The following is a 16,297-nucleotide window of genomic DNA, read 5'->3' on the forward strand; positions in this document are numbered from 1 at the left end:
CGGCAGCAGCGTTCGGTACACGCACCCATCGCTGGATGGAGGTTACTTCGCATACCAAACGACCCGCGCCGCACGGGTCGTGTGGGTCGTGCGCAAGCCTATTCCACGACCAGTACCGCGATGGACTTCGCCGGCAGCTCGATCGCCAGTCGTCCCTCGCGCGCCTCCACGCTGTAGTCGCGCGGTCGCACCGCTTGCGGCTGCGCGAAGCTGTTGTGCGCATCCATGGCATCGGCGGTCAACAGGCGTCCGCTGGCGCGCTGCACGGCGCCGCCCTGCACGGCCACGTGCACGGTCAGTGGCGTGCCGGGATCCGGGTTCACCAGCGCCAGCTGCAGCTTGCCGTCGGTGTCGCGCGCGGCGGACACGCTGATGCCGGGGATGGCTCCGTCGCCATGGCGATACTCGGGCGCGTTCCGCACCCGCGCCGGCAGCGTGGTCGCACCGTGGAACGGGCGATACATGTGGAAGGCGTGGTAGGTGGGCGTGAGCAGCATCTTCTCCTTGTCGGTGAGGATCATCGCCTGCAGCACGTTGACCATCTGCGCGATCACCGCCATGTGCACGCGGTCGGCGTGGTCGTGGAAGATGTGGAAGTTCAGCGCGGCGACGACGGCATCGCGCAGGCTGTTCTGCTGGAACAGGAAGCCGGGGTTGTCGCCTTCCTCGGTGTCGTACCAGGTGCCCCATTCGTCGACGTAGAAGCCGTACTTGCCGTCGGGGTCGTTGCGCGCCAGCACTTCCTTGTTGGCCACGATGTAATCGTCCATCAGCAGCGTCTGGCGCAGCGTGGCGAACCACGCCGCCTCGTCGAAGCCCAGCGCCGCGCCCTTCTTCTCCCAGTCGGCGTTGGGCAACGTGTAGTAGTGGTGGCTGATGCCGTCCAGGCGCAGGCTCCAGTTCGGCTCGACGCCGCTGCTGATCGCCTCGGCCCACTCGGTCATGTCGCCGTGGCCGCCGCTGGCGATCATCTTCGGCTGGTTGTCTTCCGGCGCCTTCACGAACGTGGCGTAGTGGTTGTACAGGTCCACGTAGTACTCCGGCCGCATGTTGCCGCCGCAGCCCCAGGCCTCGTTGCCGATGGCGAAGTAGTGCAGCCTCCAGGGCTTGTCGCGGCCGTTGCGGCGGCGCAGTTCGGCCTGCGTGGACTGGCCGTCCGCGGTGATGTATTCCACCCACTCGGCCATCTCGCGCGGGGTGCCGGTGCCGAGGTTGCCGTTGACGTAGACCTCGGCGCCGAGCATCTCCGCCAGGTCCAGGAACTCGTGGGTGCCGAAGGCGTTGTCCTCGATCACGCCGCCCCAGCTGGTATTGACGCGCTTGGGACGCTGCGCGCGCGGGCCGATGCCGTCGCGCCAGTGGTACTGGTCGGCGAAGCAGCCGCCGGGCCAGCGCAGCAATGGCACCCGCAAGTCCTTCAGCGCGGCCAGCACGTCGTTGCGGTAGCCGCGGGTATTGGGGATGGACGAGTCTTCGCCCACCCAGATGCCTTCGTAGATGCCGCGCCCGAGGTGCTCGACGAACTGCCCGTAGACGTTGGGATGGATGGTGGCACCCGGGCGATCGGCTTCGATCACCACCTCGACCGGGCTGGCGACGACCGGCGCGGCGATGGCAGCGAGCGTGACGGCGATGGTGGCCAGCCAGCCATGGCGCCGGTGGTTTCGTGTGGCATGGATCATGCGGGTCTCCCGTGAGGCGGATGGTGGTCCGTGCCCGTACGGCGGGCGCGGTTGCAGGTGATGCGTTGCCGCACATCGTGCAGGTAGTCGGCGTTATGATCGGAGCATGCCGATGCATTGCCCGGCATGCGGATCGCATCGGTGCAGGAGGCAATGCAAGTTGGGTTCGCTATCGCGCGTCGATGGGTGCAGGACAGGAAGCGTCCGTCGGCTCGATGCGACAAGGCGGCAACGGTCGTGATGTCGCCCAACGGCTCCACCCACGTCGCATCCGCGCGAGCACCCAGCCCTTCAACGACACGCTTCGGGAGAACCACATGTCCTTTCGTTCTTGCGCCACCCTCGCCCTGCCTCTGGCGGCAGCCCTTGCGGCCTGCACGGTCACGACGGGCGATGCCGCCGGCAACGCCGCGACGGCGGGCGATCCCGGGGAGGCATTCCCGGTGATTGGCCAGCTCACCGCGTACGCGGACGGATTCCACTCGCACGTTCCCGGGGATGCCCGCATCGAACGGCTGACCGATCCGCAGACCGAAGGCTTCACCTGGTCCGAAGGCCCGGCATGGGTGCGCGATGGCGATGGCGGCTACCTGTTGTTCACCGACGTGCCCGGCAACACCATGCATCGCTGGTCGGATGCAGAGGGCCTGTCGGTGTTCCTGCAGCCCTCCGGCTATGGCGGCCCGGACGACGGCACCCTGCGCGAGGCGGGTGCGAACGGCCTGTTCGCCGAGCCCGGCGGCACGGTGCTGCTGGCCGATTCCGGCAGCCGGCTGGTCGCCCGCTTCGATCCCGCGACGAAGGCGAAGACGCCACTGGCGACGCATTTCGACGGCAAGCGCTTCAACAGCCCCAACGACGTGGTGCTTCGCAGCGATGGCGCGGTGTTCTTCACCGATCCACCGTACGGCCTGAAGGACGGCAACGACTCGCCGGCCAAGGAACTTGCGTTCAACGGCGTGTACCGCATCGACGCCGATGGCAGCGTGCACCTGCTGGACGACAGCCTGACCTATCCCAACGGCATCGCGCTGTCGCCCGACGAGCGCACCCTGTATGTCGCCGTGTCCGATCCGGAACAGCCGGTATGGATGGCGTATGCCCTGGATGATGCCGGCGACGTGTCCGGGCGCCGCGTCTTCGCCGACGCCTCCGACCTGATGGGCGAAGGCGTGCATGGCCTGCCCGACGGATTGGTGGTTGCCACCGATGGCACGCTGTTCGCCACCGGTCCCGGCGGCGTACTGGTGATCGCGGCCGACGGCACGCGGCTCGGTCGCATCGAAACCGGCAGCGCGATCGCCAACTGCACGTTCGGCGATGACGGCCGCACGCTGTACATGACCTCCAACGACTTCCTCGCCCGCGTGCGCACCCACGCCACCGGGCTCGGCGCGGACCGCTGATCCGCCAGCGCGCGCCTGCACCCGCATCGGTGCAGGCGGCCGCGCAAGCGACCTGACGCGACGCGGGCGCAGCTCAATCACCGGACACCGCGAAGCGCGCCTGCTGGCGGATGTCGGCGCTCGATGCGCCCAGCTGCACTTCGTACGCACCCGCGTCGACCACGTAGCGAGCCTGTGCTTCGTCATAGGTACGCAAGGCATCGGCAGGCGTGAACGTGAACACCACCTCGCGCGTTTCGCCCGGCTGCAGGTGGATGCGCTGGAATCCGCGCAATTCCTTCAGCGCGCGCGGACGCTGCGGCGCCAGCGGCTTCAGGTACAACTGCACCACCTCGTCGCCGGCCTGCGTCCCCGCGTTGCGGATCGTGGCCTGCACGTGCACCACATCGTCCCGGCCCACGCGCGTGCGGTCCAGCCGCAGGCCGGAGTACGCGAACGTGGTGTACGACAACCCATGTCCGAAGGCGTACAGGGGTTCGCCCTCGAAGTAACGGTAGGTGCGGCCATCCATGTCGTAGTCGTCGAACGCCGGCAGCACTTCGTCGGCCTTGTAGAACGTCACCGGCAACCGTCCGGCGGGATTCGTCTCGCCGAACAGCACGTCGGCCATCGCGTTGCCACCGCGTTGCCCCGGGTACCACGCCACCAGGATCGCCGGCAGGTTGTCGTGTGCCCAGTCCACCGCCAGTGCCGAGCCCGTGGTCAGCACCAGTACCACGGGCTTGCCGGTGGCGTGCAGCGCTTCCAGCAGCTTCTGCTGCGTCGCAGGCAGCCGCGTGTCGGTGCGGTCGCCGCCGGAGAAACCGGGGAACTCGACGTCCATCTCCTCGCCTTCGACGTCTCCGGTCAGGCCGCCGACGAACACCACCACGTCGGCATCGCGTGCGACATCCAGGGCGTGTTCGAGCGCGGGCTTGGCGCCCGGCAGGTCCCAGGCCAGGCGCACCGCGGCGTCGCGCTCGTGCTCGTAGTACTCCAGCACGATGTCGTAGGCGCGCCCGGCCTCCAGCCGCACGCGGACATCGGCACTGCGCAGGCGTTCGGTATTGCTCCAGCGTTCGACCAGCAGCTTGCCGTCGAGGGAGAGGCGGAAGCCGTCGTTGGCGCCCACTTCGAGGCGGTAGTCGCCGCTGACCGGCGGCAGCAGCTGGCCGCTCCAGCGGATGCTGAAACGGTCGTTTGGCAGCGCCTGCCCAGGCCCGGCCTCGCCGCGCGCCATCAGGTTGTCGGTGGGCGAGCCGCGATCCCAGCGGAACGCGACCTGCGGGTCCACGCGCGTGAGCACCGGCGTGCCGGACAGGTCCTGGTTGGGGAAGTATTCGCCGCGCAGGCCGCGCTCGTTCGAACCGGCCGAAGGCCGCAGGTACTGCGGCTCGACCAGCGGCGTGGCGGCGGGATCGTCGCGGCCCTCGACAAGGTCCGCGCCGCGCGCGTAGACCACCTCGGCATCGGGCAGCGCTTCGCGGATGCCCTGCAGCACCGTGACCGGCGCGGCCGGCGTGCCGTAGTAGTTGCCCAGCAGCGACATGACGTCATCCGCAGTCGGGCCGATGACCGCGATGCGCTTGAGGTCACGCGACAGCGGCAGCACGCCGTCGTTCTTGAGCAGCACGACGGACTTGCGCGCGACCTCGCGCGCCAGCGCGTCGTGCGCGGGCGCCTGGTTGACCGAGTAAGGCGTTTGCGCCCAGCGCACCCGCTCCGGTGGATCGAACATGCCCAGGCGCATGCGCGCGGCGATCAGCCGCGTCGCGGCGGCATCCACCTCGGCCTCGTCCAGCAGGCCCTTGCGCACGGCGACCGGGACCGATTCGGCATAGGTATCGCCGCAGTCGAGCTGGGTGCCGTTCTTCACCGCGAGCGCGGCGGCGGCTTCCGGCGTCTCGACCAGCTTGTGGTTCTTCCAGATGTCGACCACCGCCCAACAATCGGACAACACGTAGCCCTGGAAGCCCCACTCGCCGCGCAGCAGGTCTTCGGCCAGGAACCGGCTGGCGCTGGCCGACTCGCCATAGACGCGGTTGTAGGCACCCATCACCGCGGCCACGTTGGCCTCCTTTACGAGTGCTTCGAACGCCGGCAGGTAGGTGTCGTACAGGTCGCGCTTGCTGGGGTGCACATCGAAGGTATGGCGATCGGCTTCGGGGCCGCTGTGCACGGCGAAGTGCTTGGCGGTGGCATCGAGCTTGCGATAACGCGGGTCCAGCGGGGTGCCGTCCGGCGCGTCGCCCTGCAGGCCACGCACGAACGACACGCCGATGCGCGCGGTGAGGTACGGGTCCTCGCCGTAGGTTTCCTGGCCACGGCCCCAGCGCGGGTCGCGGAAGATGTTGATGTTCGGCGACCAGAACGTGAGGCCCTGGTAGCGGCCATGCTCACCGTTGCGGAAGAACGCGTGGTGCTTTGCGCGGGCCTCGTCGCTGATGGTGCGCGATACCTCGTCGATCAACGGCACGTCGAACGTGGCTGCCAGGCCGATCGCCTGCGGGAACACCGTCGCCGCGCCCGCGCGCGCCACGCCGTGCAGCGCCTCGTTCCACCAGTCGTAGGCGGGCACGCCCAGCCGCTCGATCGCGGGCGAATCGTTCTGCATCTGCGCGGCTTTTTCTTCCAGCGTCATTTCCGCTACCAGCGCAGCGGCACGCGCCTCGAAGCTGCGCGTGGTATCGAGCCAGGGTTGCGTATCGCGTGCGAGGGCTGGCAGCGCCAGGACCGGCACCAGCAACGCCGTCGCAATCCGGCTCCAGCGCGATGGCGCACGCGCGGAAGCTGGTGAGGGCCTTCGAAGTGCAATGGCGCTGCACGTCCCCGGCCCTTGGATGGGATGTTCGTTCCCCGCGACGGCCTCGCGTGGTCCGCCCCACGCTCGCTGCGCCCGCGGCCCCCATCTGCCCTGCGGGCCTCTTCCCCCGCAGGCGGGGGATGGGCTCTGCGACCACGTATCGCGCTGCGCGATGCCTTCAGTCCGCATGGCCCGTCCCCCCGGCGTTTCCACCACGCTCGTCGCGCGCGTGCGGGCCCAGCGTCGCACCGACGAATCCGCCGGCCACCTCGGTACTGAGCACGGTGCCGTCGGCGTCGTCGACCAGCCATTGCCAGTCGCCACCACCGGCATCGAACCCGAACGCATACCGGCCTTCGTCACCGGTGATCTTCAGCACCACCGTGTCGTCGACGTCGATCCCGCGGCTGGCAACCACCGAGGCCGGCGCGTCGCCTGCACGTCGTTCAAGGAACAGCTGCGCGCCAGCGTCGGTGCGGCGCACGCCGAGGAAGTACCAGTACTGCTCGCTCTGGAACGCCGCGATGCCCGCCGCGACACCGACCTCCGGCATCGACAACGCGGTGCTGGCATCGAACCGCAAGTGCTGCTGGCGACGCGCGAGGTAGGACGGATTGCCCAGCGTCTCGAGGCCTTCGGCCAGTGGATGGATGCGCAACATTCCCGGCTGCGTGGCTACGTCCGCCCAATCGCTCTTCGGTACGCGGACGAACAGCCACGCCTTGTCGAGCTCGCCGCCATCGAAGTCGTCTCGCCAGGTGAAGTTGCCGGTCTGCGGCGCCTGGTCGGCCGGCTGCCGCATCCACGACGGACCGGGCAGCACGTACGGAATCTCTTCGCCCGGCGGCAGGATCGTCGGCCAGCCGTCCTGCCAGGTCACCGGCAGCAGGTAGGTTTCGCGCCCTGTGTTGTACTGGCGCCCGTCGTAGTTGCGGCTGGCCAGGAAGGTGACCCACCAGCTGCCGTCCGGCCCCTGCAGCATGTCCGCGTGGCCGGCGTTGGTGACAGGCAGCGGGCGCTTCGGGTCGAGGTCGCGCTGGGTCAGGATCGGGTTGCGATCGTAGGGCACGTACGGTCCCCACACGTCGCGGCTGCGCAGCACCACCTGGGAATGCTGCGGACCGGTGCCGCCTTCCGCGTTCGACAGCACGTACCAGCCGTCGACCTTGTAGATGTGCGGGCCTTCGATCCAGATCGGGTTCTCTTCCGGCTTCACGCCGCCATCGACCAGCACCTTGCGCGGGCCGAACGGGGTCAGCGTGGCGATGTCGATCTCCTGCAGCCAGATCGCGCGATGGCCGTCGTAGCGCACCGGCACGTCCGGCTCGTCGTTGTTGAGGATGTACACGCGGCCGTCGTCGTCGAAGAACAGCGACGGATCGATGCCACCGATGCTCGGCAGCCAGTGCGGATCGGACCAGGGGCCCGCAGGATCGGTCGCGGTCACGATGAAATTCCCGCCGCTGTCGACGGCGGTGTTGACCACGTAGAACGTGCCGTCGTGATATTCGATGGCGGGCGCGAACACGCCGCGCGAGACGCCAAGCCCGTCGAAGTCGAGCTGTTCGCGGCGATGGATGGCGCTGCCCACCTGCGTCCAGTGCACCAGGTCTTCGCTCTCGAACACCGGGATGCCGGGAAAATAGGTGAAGGTGGAATGCACCATGTAGAACTTGCCGCGCGCCGCGACGACGCTGGGGTCGGAATGAAAGCCGGCGAGGATCGGGTTGCGGAAGTGGCCGTCCGGCAGCGGCGCCTCGAACGCGGCATCGCGGCCGGTGTATTCGAACCAGTGGAATTGCGCTGGCTCGGCAGCATGTGCCGTGATCAACAGCATCCATACCGCTACCGACGACAGCAGCCCCTTCGATCCGAACCGTCCTGCCCCAACATCGCGCAGCAGCGTCGTCAGCCACGCGCGGGGCGGCACGCAAGGAGGTCGTCCCTGCATCTGAAACGCCATGGCGGTATAGCTCAGCGACGACGAACGAGGTGCACCCATGATGTTTGGCTGTGATGTCATGTCATTCCGCTCTTGTCTCAAAGCTGGAGTCTTGGAGCCAAGGTCGCGACGTTCACGGCCCCACCTCGATCTCGAACGGGCCGGCCGGCAGGCCTGCGCCATCGAACAGCGTGACCACCGGACCATCGGCCCAGCCGTGGCGCACCCGCGTCGCGCCTGCCATACCCCGCCCCCGCAGCAGCACCGCATTACCCTGCAGTTCCGCCGTCGCGTAGCGACAAGTGCCGCGGCCAACGCCGCACAGTTCGAATCCGATCGGCCCTTCCCCGCCGTGGGCCACCAGGCCATCGGTCACGTCGGCGAACACCACCCGTACGGCCTCGCCCTCATGCGTCGCCGAGCGCGGGACCGGGCCCGATGCCGCCCCACGCCGTCCGTACGCGGCATGCAGGGCCGCCCGGGCCAGCCGACGTCCGAGTTCCTGCTTGTTCGGCGGGTGGATGTCGTAGCGGTCGCCGATGTCGATCGCGACGGCCAGTGCGGTGCGTGCATCTTCCGCCGCCACCTGCCGCTGCGCCTCGCGCACGTCCGCCCATCCGCTTTCGATCGGCGCGGTGGGTGGCGCACCGAAGTTGGCCAGTTGCACCACCAGCAACGGCAGGTCCGCACCGAAACGGGCGCGCAGGTCGCTGCGCAGGCCGCGCAACAGGTCGGCGTAGCGCCCGCCTTCGCCGGTATTGGATTCGCCCTGGTACCAGGCCACGCCGCGCAAGCCGTAGCGCCCCAGCGGCGCGATCATGCCGTTGTGCAGGGTCGACAGCCCCGATGCCGTCTGCCATGGCGCACGCGGCGGCGACGCTTCGCCCGGCACGACCCGATAGCGCCAGCCGCCGAGCGTGACCGTGGAACCGTCGGCGAAACGCAGCGCATGCGCCGATGCGGGACCCGACAACCCGCCCTCGCGCCACGTGTCCAGCACGTTGACGACCACTACGTTCTCACCCGCGCGCAACAGCCCGGCCGGCAGCGGATACTCACGCGGCGTACCGGCACCGTAGGTGCTGCCCACCCCGCGGCCGTTGACCCATGTGGTGTCCATCTCGTCCGCCGGGCCGAGCAGCAGCACCGCATCCTGTGCCGCTTGCCGCGCAGTCAGGCGCGCCGTGGCGCGATACCAGACCATGCCGTCGAACGTAGCCATCTCCGGCACGCCCCAGCGTTCCCACGCACCCAGCTGCGGCGGCGCATTGCGCCAGCCGGCACGCACCGGGTGCGAGGGAAGCCACGGTTCGTCACCGACCTGCGCCCCGTCGCGACCGCGCCACCAGCGCGCCCACAGGTCGCCCCATGCGGCTGCGGCCGCCACCGGATCCTCCGCATAGGCAGCCAGCACGTCGAGTGCTTCACCCTGTCCGCCGGTTGCACGCAAGGCTTCGTCGCTCATCCATGCTTCGATGCGCGAACCGCCCCATGCCGCACTCACCAGACCCATCGGTACGTCGATCGTCTTCTGCAGTTCGCGCGCGAAATAGAAGCAGGCGGCGGAGAAGTCGCGCAGGGTTTCCGGCGTGACGATCTGCCAGGTTGCCGGCGTGCCGAAGGTCTCGCGCGGGACGGTGCTGCCCACCTGCGGCACGGTGAACAGCCGGATGGAATCGGCGGATGCGTCGGCGATCTCGGCACGCGCATCCAATGAACGCCAGACCGGAAGCTCCATGTTCGACTGGCCGGAACACAGCCAGACATCGCCGACCAGAACGTCACGCAGCGTGCGCGTGGCGTCGCCTGCAACGACCGACAGCGCGTATGGCCCGCCGGCTTTCAGTGCCGGGATCGACGCCTTCCAGCGCCCGTCCGCATCGGCCCGCGCACGGACGCGGCGGTTGGCCAGGGTCACGCGTACCTCCTGCTGCGGCTGTGCCTGGCCCCAGATGCGGATCGGCTGGTCGCGCTGCAGTACGGCATGGTCCTGGAACATCGCATGCAGCAGCCGTGCGTCACGTGCATCCGTTGCGCCGGCGGACAACGCGACGCAGCACGCCACCACGGCACACGCCATCAAGACGAGGCGACGCACCACGGCTGGATCGCCCGGCCCGAGCCCCCTCATTGCGTATCCCCCGGCGCATGCGGGAACTCAAGCGACTGGTAGTACTCGAGCGACCGCGGCGGCGGCGCATGTCCGGCCGGCAGCGGCCGGCGCGCGAACGTCTGGAAGTAGGCGATGCTGGCATCGCGCCACCACTGCGCCTCGTTTTCCTGGATGGCAAGGAACGCAGCGACCTGCCGGTGGCGTTCGCCATCGACGTGCTCCTGCAGCGCGTCCCACGTGGCGCGCATGCGCCGCACCGTGTCCACGCCACGGTCGTAACGCATGACCAGTTCGTCCCAGAGCGGCTGGCCGGAACGCATCGGATGGTCCCAGGGCACGTGGTGGAACCAGAGCAGGAACTCCTCCGGCACGCGCGTCGGGTCATCGAACACCGCGGCCAGTTCCGGTGCGTACTGCGACACCGCATCGCTGCCGCCGGTGGTGCGGTCGAAGCCGATGCCCTCGCCGGTGGCGCGGTGGTAGTACACCGACGTCCAGTCCGCGCGCGGCCCACCGTCGACCCACGGTCCCGGCCCGTAATGGTGGCCCCGCCCCATCAGGTGGTGCAGCCCCAGCGCGCCGGTGTAATCCACCACCGCCTCGCGCGAGTCCATCATCATCCCGACCACGGGCGCGACGAGCGCAGGATCGTTCGAAAACGTCATCCGCACCCACTCTTCGGCGATCGCGCGCGAGGACAGATCGGGATCCCATGCCAGTCGCCCGTAGGCGTACCAGTTGGCCTGGTCGAAGTGCGAACCGCTCCAGCTGCGATCACTGCCGATGTTGGCCACGCCAGCCATGCCGCTCAGCACATGGCCATGCAGCGAGCCGTCGACCACGTTCGCCACCGTGGAGCCTTCGCCATCGACCCGCGTGTCGGCGCGCAGCACTTCCTCGTACAGCGTGCCCTTGTAGGCCAGGTGCGTCGAGAAACCCAGGTATTCCTTGGTGATCTGGAACTCCATCACCAGCGGCGTCCGCGGCATGGCGCCGAACAGCGGATGGAACGGCTCGCGTGGCTGGAAGTCGATGGCGCCGTTCTTCACCTGCACCAGCACGTTGTCGCGGAATTCGCCGTCGTGCGGCACGAATTCGTTGTACGCCTGCTTGTGGCGATCGTCGGGCTCCTCCTCCGAGTACACGAACGCACGCCACATCACCACGCCGCCGTGCGGCGCAAGCGCGTCGGCCAGCAGGTTGGCGCCATCGGCATGGCTGCGGCCGTAATCCTGCGGGCCGGGTTGTCCTTCCGAGTTCGCCTTGACCAGGAAACCGCCGAAGTCGGGGATCAGGCCGTAGATCTCGTCGGCTTTCGCCTTCCACCAGCGCTGCACCTCGGGATCCAGCGGATCCGACGTCGCCAGTCCACCGATCTCCATCGGCGCGCTGAAGCGCGCACTCAGGTATACACGGATTCCATAGGGCCGCATCACCCCGGCCAGCGCGCGCACCTTCTCCAGGTACTGCGGCGTCAGGATCCGCGCATTGGCATTGACATTGTTGAGCACGGTGCCGTTGATGCCGATGGAGGCATTGGCACGCGCGTAGTCGGTATAGCGTGGGTCCAGCCAACCCGGCAGGCGGTGCCAGTCCCAGATCGACTGGCCGGAATAGCCGCGTTCCACATAGCGGTTGAGGTCGTCCCAGTGATTGAGCACGCGCAGCTTCACCCGCGGCGCTTCGCGAAGGTCGAGCGCTTCGAGCGATTGCCCGGTCTGCAGCAGGCGCAGGAAGCGGAACGTGCCGTACACGAGTCCCGCATCGGCGTTGGCCGCGATCACGATGGCGGGCTGACCGTCCACCCGCATGCGACGGACCAGGAATCCCTCGTCGCCCAGGCCATCGACATCGGCGGCCAGCCCGGCCAGCCATGGCGACGACGCCGGGGTGCCGATGACGAGGGTGCCGGGACGCATGCGGTCCACGGGTTGTGGCGCGCTGCCCAGCAAGCCCTGCAGTGCATTCGACAGCTCGTCGCGGGCAGCGGCCCGGGCCGGCGAGTCCACGTCCATCCGCAGGTGCTGCATCTCGGGCGCGTACGCGGCCACCTGCGCGGCGGGCAGCGGACGATACCGCAGCCAGAGGTCGTAGCCGTCCTCGGCCCGGGCAGGGGCCAGCATCGACAGCCCTGCCAACAGCAGCAGCCATGCCAACCGTCGGCCGCGACCCTGGTCCCGGGCGACAGGCCGCCATCGCCGATGCGCGCCGGCGGCCTTCTGGCGTACGCTGTCGCCCGTGCAGGTCGTGCCCGAGGTCATGTCCGACGTCTCCATGCCTTGCCACGCGTTGTCGCCGACGCCCTCCGCCGCGTGCAGGTGCGTCGCGTACAAGCGCCACGGCTACGGCCGGCTGCCGGAGGGAATGCGTGTTGGAAAAGCCCAGGAAATCCGTACGACGCAAGGGCCAGGCGGCGACCATCGCCGACGTCGCCGCGTTGGCGAAGGTCTCGCCGATGACCGTTTCGCGCGTGGTCAACGGACAGGGCAAGGTGCGCGACACCACCCGCGACCGGGTCATGCGCGCCGTGCGCGAGCTGGACTACACCCCCAACCTCGCCGCCAGCTCGCTGGCCGCCGCGCAGCACACGCGCATCGCGCTGATCTACACCAACCCCAGCGGCGCCTACCTGCGCGAACTGCTGGTCGGCCTGCTGCGGGTCGCCTCGCGCACCGCGATCCAGCTGGTGATCGACTACTGGGACGACCCCAGCGCCGAGTCCGAGCGCAAGGCCGCGCGGGCGATGGCGCGCAAGGTGGACGGCGTGATCCTGCCGCCGCCGCTGTGCGACTCCCGCGTGGCCGTGAATGAGTTCACGCGCGCCGGCGTACCGGTGGTGTCGATCGCGTCCGACCGGTTCAGCGAAGACATCTCCTGCGTGCGCATCGACGACTTCCGCGCCGGCAAGGAACTGGCCGAGCATCTGATCGAACAGGGCCACACCCGCATCGGGTTCATCCGCGGGCGCCCGGACCAGAACGCCAGCGCACGGCGCTACGACGGCTTCCAGGCGGCACTGCACGACGCCGGCATCGACATCGACCTGTCGCTGGTGCAGCAGGGCGACTACACCTACCGCTCCGGGCTGAAGGCCGCGGAAAAACTGCTGGCCAACCGCAACCCGCCCAGCGCCATCTTCGCCAGCAACGACGACATGGCCGCCGCCGTGATCTCGGTCGCGCACCGGCGCGGACTGGACGTGCCGCGGGACCTGTCGGTGGTCGGCTTCGACGACACCTCGGCCGCCACCACCGTGTGGCCAGAGCTCACCACCATCCACCAGCCCATTGCGTCGATGGCGAATGCCGCCATCGAGGTCCTGTTGCGCGGCATCCGTCGAAAGGACCAGAGTACCCGCGTGCTGGTGGACCACGTGGTGCCGCACCGGCTGGTCGAACGCGACTCCGTCGCCGGGCCACCGCGCCGCCGCTGACATCGCCACCGACGGGTCGCGAGGCATCGCATCGCTGCGTGCGCCTCGCATCGCCATGCCGGTCGTGGACGCGCCAGCCATCCCGTCAGCCCTGCATCTGTTCCAGCTCGCGGCCCCTGGTTTCGTGCACGAACCGCAGCACGAAGAACACCGAGATGATGGCGGCGACGGTGTACAGCCCGTAGGTCGCGGCCAGGCCAATGCCGGCCAGCAGCATCGGGAAGGTCATCGTCACCAGGAAGTTCGAACCCCACTGGAACAATCCCGCCACCGCCAGCCCGCTGCCGCGGATCTGGTTGGGGAACATCTCGCCCAGCATCACCCACATCACCGGGCCCCAGGACAGGTTGAAGAAGATCACGTAGACGTTCGCGGCCACCAGCGCCAGCACCCCCATGTTGTCCGAAAGCTGCAGGCGGCCGTCGACCAGCGACCCGCTGGCGAACGCCACCACCAGCAGCGCCAGCGACGCCGCCATGCCCGCCGAACCGATCCACAGCAGCGGCTTGCGCCCGATCCGATCGATCAGCAACACCGTGACCACGCAGGCACCAATGCTCAGCGCACCCGACAGCACGTTGATCAACAGCGCATCGTTCTCGGAGAAGCCCACCGCTTGCCACAGCACCGCGCCGTAGTAGAACACCACGTTGATGCCGACCAGCTGCTGGAAGGTCGCCAGGCCGATGCCGACCCAGACGATCGGCCGCACCTTGCCGGTGGTCTTGCTGACCAGGTCCGACAACCGCGGCCGATGGTGGTCTGCCGCCAGCGAGGCCTCGATCTCGCCCAGCTTGCGCGTGCCCTCGGCTTCGCCGTACAGCCGGGTCAGCACCTGCAGCGCCTGCACATTGCGGCGCTTGACCACGAGGTAGCGCGGGCTTTCCGGGATGAACAGCAGCGCCACCAGGAACAGCGCGGCCGGCACCAGTTCGATCCAGAACATCCAGCGCCAAGCCTCGTAGCCCGCCCACAGCTCGGTCACCGACGAGCCCGCGACATTGGCCAGCAGATAGTTGCTCAGGAAGGCCGCAAACAGGCCCGCGATGATGGCGATCTGCTGCACCGTCGCCAGCCGGCCACGGTAGTGCGCCGCCGAGACCTCGCTGATGTAGGCCGGCGACATCACGCTGGCCGCACCGACGGCCAGGCCACCCAGCACGCGGTACAGCACGAACTCCAGCGAACTGCCGGCGATGCCCGAACCCCAGGCCGAGACCAAGAAGAACACCGCCGCCACGATCAGCACGTTGCGGCGCCCGAAGTGGTCGGCTAGGCGACCGGCGAAGAACGCGCCGATCGCGCAACCCAGCAACATCGATGCCACGTTGAAGCCGGTGCCCACGGAGTCGGAATCGAAGGCACGCTGAAGGCCATCGACCGTGCCGTTGATCACGCCACTGTCGAACCCGAACAGGAAGCCGCCGATCGTCGCCACCACGCTGATCGCCACGATCAGGCCGGTGTTCTCGTGTTGCCGGGTGGCTGCGGTCATTGCCCTGCTCCTGTTCGCCATCGTGTCGTCGGGATCGTTACCACCGGCACCGCATGCGACGCCGGGCAAGCTCAGCGCAACAGGTACTGGTTCAGCAGGTTCTCGTACTGCTCCTGCCGCCCGGAGACCTGCGCGGGCTCACCTGCCTTGCCGGCAAGCGCACGCAGCGCCGCGAGGTCCAGTCCGCCCTCCTCGAACGCCTTGCCGTCTCCGCCATCGAAGCTGGCGTAGCGGTCCCTCCGCCACTGCTCCCACGGCGAAGCGGTCAGCAACGCATGCGCCACTTCCAGTCCGCGCGCGAACGCATCCATGCCGCCGATGTGGGCCATGAACAGGTCCGCCGGATCGGTCGATTCGCGCCGCACCTTGGCATCGAAATTGAGGCCACCCGGCGCCAGGCCGCCCTGGCGCAGTACGACCAGCATCGCGCCGACGGTGTCGTACAGGTCCACCGGGAACTGGTCGGTATCCCAGCCGTTCTGCGGATTGCCGCGGTTGGCGTCGATGCTGCCGAGCAGGCCGTGGTCGCTGGCGACCTGCAGGTCGTGTTCGAAACTGTGGCCCGACAGCGTGGCGTGGTTGGCTTCGATGTTGAGCTTGAAGTCCTTCTCCAGCCCGTGGTCCTTGAGGAATCCGGCGACGGTGGCGCTGTCGAAATCGTACTGGTGCTTCATCGGCTCCATCGGCTTGGGCTCGATCAGGAAGTTGCCCTTGAATCCGATGCTGCGACCATGGTCGCGCGCCATGGTCAAGAACCGCGCCATGTGCGCCAGCTCGCGCTTCATGTCGGTGTTGTGCAGGGTGGCGTAACCTTCGCGGCCGCCCCAGAACACGTAGTTGCCTCCGCCCAGCTCGACCGTGGCTTCCAGCGCCGCCTTCACCTGCACCGCAGCGCGTGCGACCACGGCGAAGTCCGGGTTGGTGGACGCGCCGTTCATGTAGCGCGGATGGCTGAACAGGTTGGCCGTGCCCCACAGCAACCTCAGCCCGGTGTCCGACTGCCGCGCCTTCGCGAGCGCCACCATGTGCTTCAGGTTCGACTCGTAGGTACCGATGTCATCGTCATCGGGCGACAGGTCGATGTCGTGGAAGCACCAGTAGGGAACACCGAGCTTGGTGAAGAACTCGAAGGCGGCATCGAGCTTGGCTTCCGCCTTCTGCAGAGGTTTGCCATCGCCCGCATCCCAGGGGTATGCACGCGTGCCCGGGCCGAAGGGATCGTGGCCCGCACCGCAGAAACTGTGCCAATAGCACACCGCGAAGCGCAGGTGCTCGGCCATGGTCTTGTCGCCGATGCGCTTGTCCGCGTCGTAGACCTTGAACGCCAGCGGGTTGTCAGAGTCGCGACCTTCGAAGGCAATCCTGCCGATGCCGGGGAAGTACTCGCGTGCGCCGATGAAGGGGGTCGTGCTCATGCTGCGATGGTCCTGTGGAAGATGCGTTG

The 16,297-nt window shown here is 68.4% G+C and carries 9 protein-coding genes; 2 read left to right on the forward strand and 7 right to left on the reverse strand.

Going from position 1 to position 16,297, the window contains the following annotated elements:
* Positions 1–98 precede the first annotated feature (98 nt).
* Complete coding sequence (locus tag E2F46_RS02230) at positions 99–1,682, reverse strand: alpha-N-arabinofuranosidase (protein ID WP_133320522.1); 1,584 nt, start codon at positions 1,680–1,682, stop codon at positions 99–101.
* 317 nt (positions 1,683–1,999) lie between these two features.
* Between E2F46_RS02230 and E2F46_RS02235 the strand changes: the two genes are divergently transcribed.
* Positions 2,000–3,088 carry an SMP-30/gluconolactonase/LRE family protein gene (locus E2F46_RS02235; RefSeq protein ID WP_133320523.1) on the forward strand — a complete coding sequence of 363 codons (1,089 nt, stop codon included), beginning with the start codon at positions 2,000–2,002 and terminating at the stop codon, positions 3,086–3,088.
* Positions 3,089–3,161: 73 nt separating this feature from the next.
* Here the strand turns inward: E2F46_RS02235 and E2F46_RS02240 are convergent, their stop codons facing one another.
* The 4 genes from E2F46_RS02240 to E2F46_RS02255 form a co-directional block, all read right to left on the reverse strand.
* The gene (locus E2F46_RS02240; RefSeq protein ID WP_243720274.1) at positions 3,162–5,807 is read right to left on the reverse strand and encodes a glycoside hydrolase family 3 protein; all 2,646 of its coding nucleotides are present in this window, start codon (positions 5,805–5,807) and stop codon (positions 3,162–3,164) included.
* A gap of 241 nt (positions 5,808–6,048) precedes the next feature.
* Entirely contained in the window at positions 6,049–7,707 is a 1,659-nt protein-coding gene (locus E2F46_RS02245; protein WP_133320601.1) for a glycoside hydrolase family 43 protein, read from the reverse strand.
* A gap of 238 nt (positions 7,708–7,945) precedes the next feature.
* Positions 7,946–9,892: a sialate O-acetylesterase gene (locus E2F46_RS02250; protein WP_133320603.1), complete on the reverse strand. Its 1,947-nt coding sequence runs from the start codon at positions 9,890–9,892 to the stop codon at positions 7,946–7,948.
* Between the two features lie 47 nt (positions 9,893–9,939).
* Positions 9,940–12,048, reverse strand: a complete 2,109-nt coding sequence (locus tag E2F46_RS02255; RefSeq protein ID WP_133320602.1) for an alpha-glucuronidase family glycosyl hydrolase — start codon at positions 12,046–12,048, stop codon at positions 9,940–9,942.
* A 248-nt stretch (positions 12,049–12,296) separates the two neighbouring features.
* Between E2F46_RS02255 and E2F46_RS02260 the strand changes: the two genes are divergently transcribed.
* Complete coding sequence (locus E2F46_RS02260; protein ID WP_133320525.1) at positions 12,297–13,358, forward strand: LacI family DNA-binding transcriptional regulator; 1,062 nt, start codon at positions 12,297–12,299, stop codon at positions 13,356–13,358.
* Between the two features lie 85 nt (positions 13,359–13,443).
* Here the strand turns inward: E2F46_RS02260 and E2F46_RS02265 are convergent, their stop codons facing one another.
* Both E2F46_RS02265 and xylA read right to left on the reverse strand, forming a co-directional pair.
* Entirely contained in the window at positions 13,444–14,874 is a 1,431-nt protein-coding gene (locus E2F46_RS02265; protein WP_133320526.1) for a sugar porter family MFS transporter, read from the reverse strand.
* Positions 14,875–14,924: 50 nt separating this feature from the next.
* On the reverse strand, positions 14,925–16,268 hold the full coding sequence (xylA, locus tag E2F46_RS02270) for a xylose isomerase (RefSeq protein ID WP_133320527.1): 1,344 nt from the start codon (positions 16,266–16,268) through the stop codon (positions 14,925–14,927).
* Between the last annotated feature and the right edge of the window lie 29 nt (positions 16,269–16,297).

The organism is Luteimonas aestuarii (assembly GCF_004357985.1).
GTDB classification, from domain to species: Bacteria; Pseudomonadota; Gammaproteobacteria; order Xanthomonadales; family Xanthomonadaceae; genus Luteimonas; species Luteimonas aestuarii.

Bases quoted from the DNA above. Each gene is read 5' to 3' on its own strand.
- E2F46_RS02235 (WP_133320523.1), top strand. From the start codon at position 2,000: ATGTCCTTTCGTTCTTGCGCCACCCTCGCCCTGCCTCTGGCGGCAGCC.
- E2F46_RS02255 (WP_133320602.1), bottom strand. From the start codon at position 12,048: ATGCTGGCCCCTGCCCGGGCCGAGGACGGCTACGACCTCTGGCTGCGG.
- E2F46_RS02245 (WP_133320601.1), bottom strand. From the start codon at position 7,707: ATGCTGTTGATCACGGCACATGCTGCCGAGCCAGCGCAATTCCACTGG.
- E2F46_RS02230 (WP_133320522.1), bottom strand. From the start codon at position 1,682: ATGATCCATGCCACACGAAACCACCGGCGCCATGGCTGGCTGGCCACC.
- E2F46_RS02265 (WP_133320526.1), bottom strand. From the start codon at position 14,874: ATGGCGAACAGGAGCAGGGCAATGACCGCAGCCACCCGGCAACACGAG.
- E2F46_RS02250 (WP_133320603.1), bottom strand. From the start codon at position 9,892: ATGGCGTGTGCCGTGGTGGCGTGCTGCGTCGCGTTGTCCGCCGGCGCA.
- xylA (WP_133320527.1), bottom strand. From the start codon at position 16,268: ATGAGCACGACCCCCTTCATCGGCGCACGCGAGTACTTCCCCGGCATC.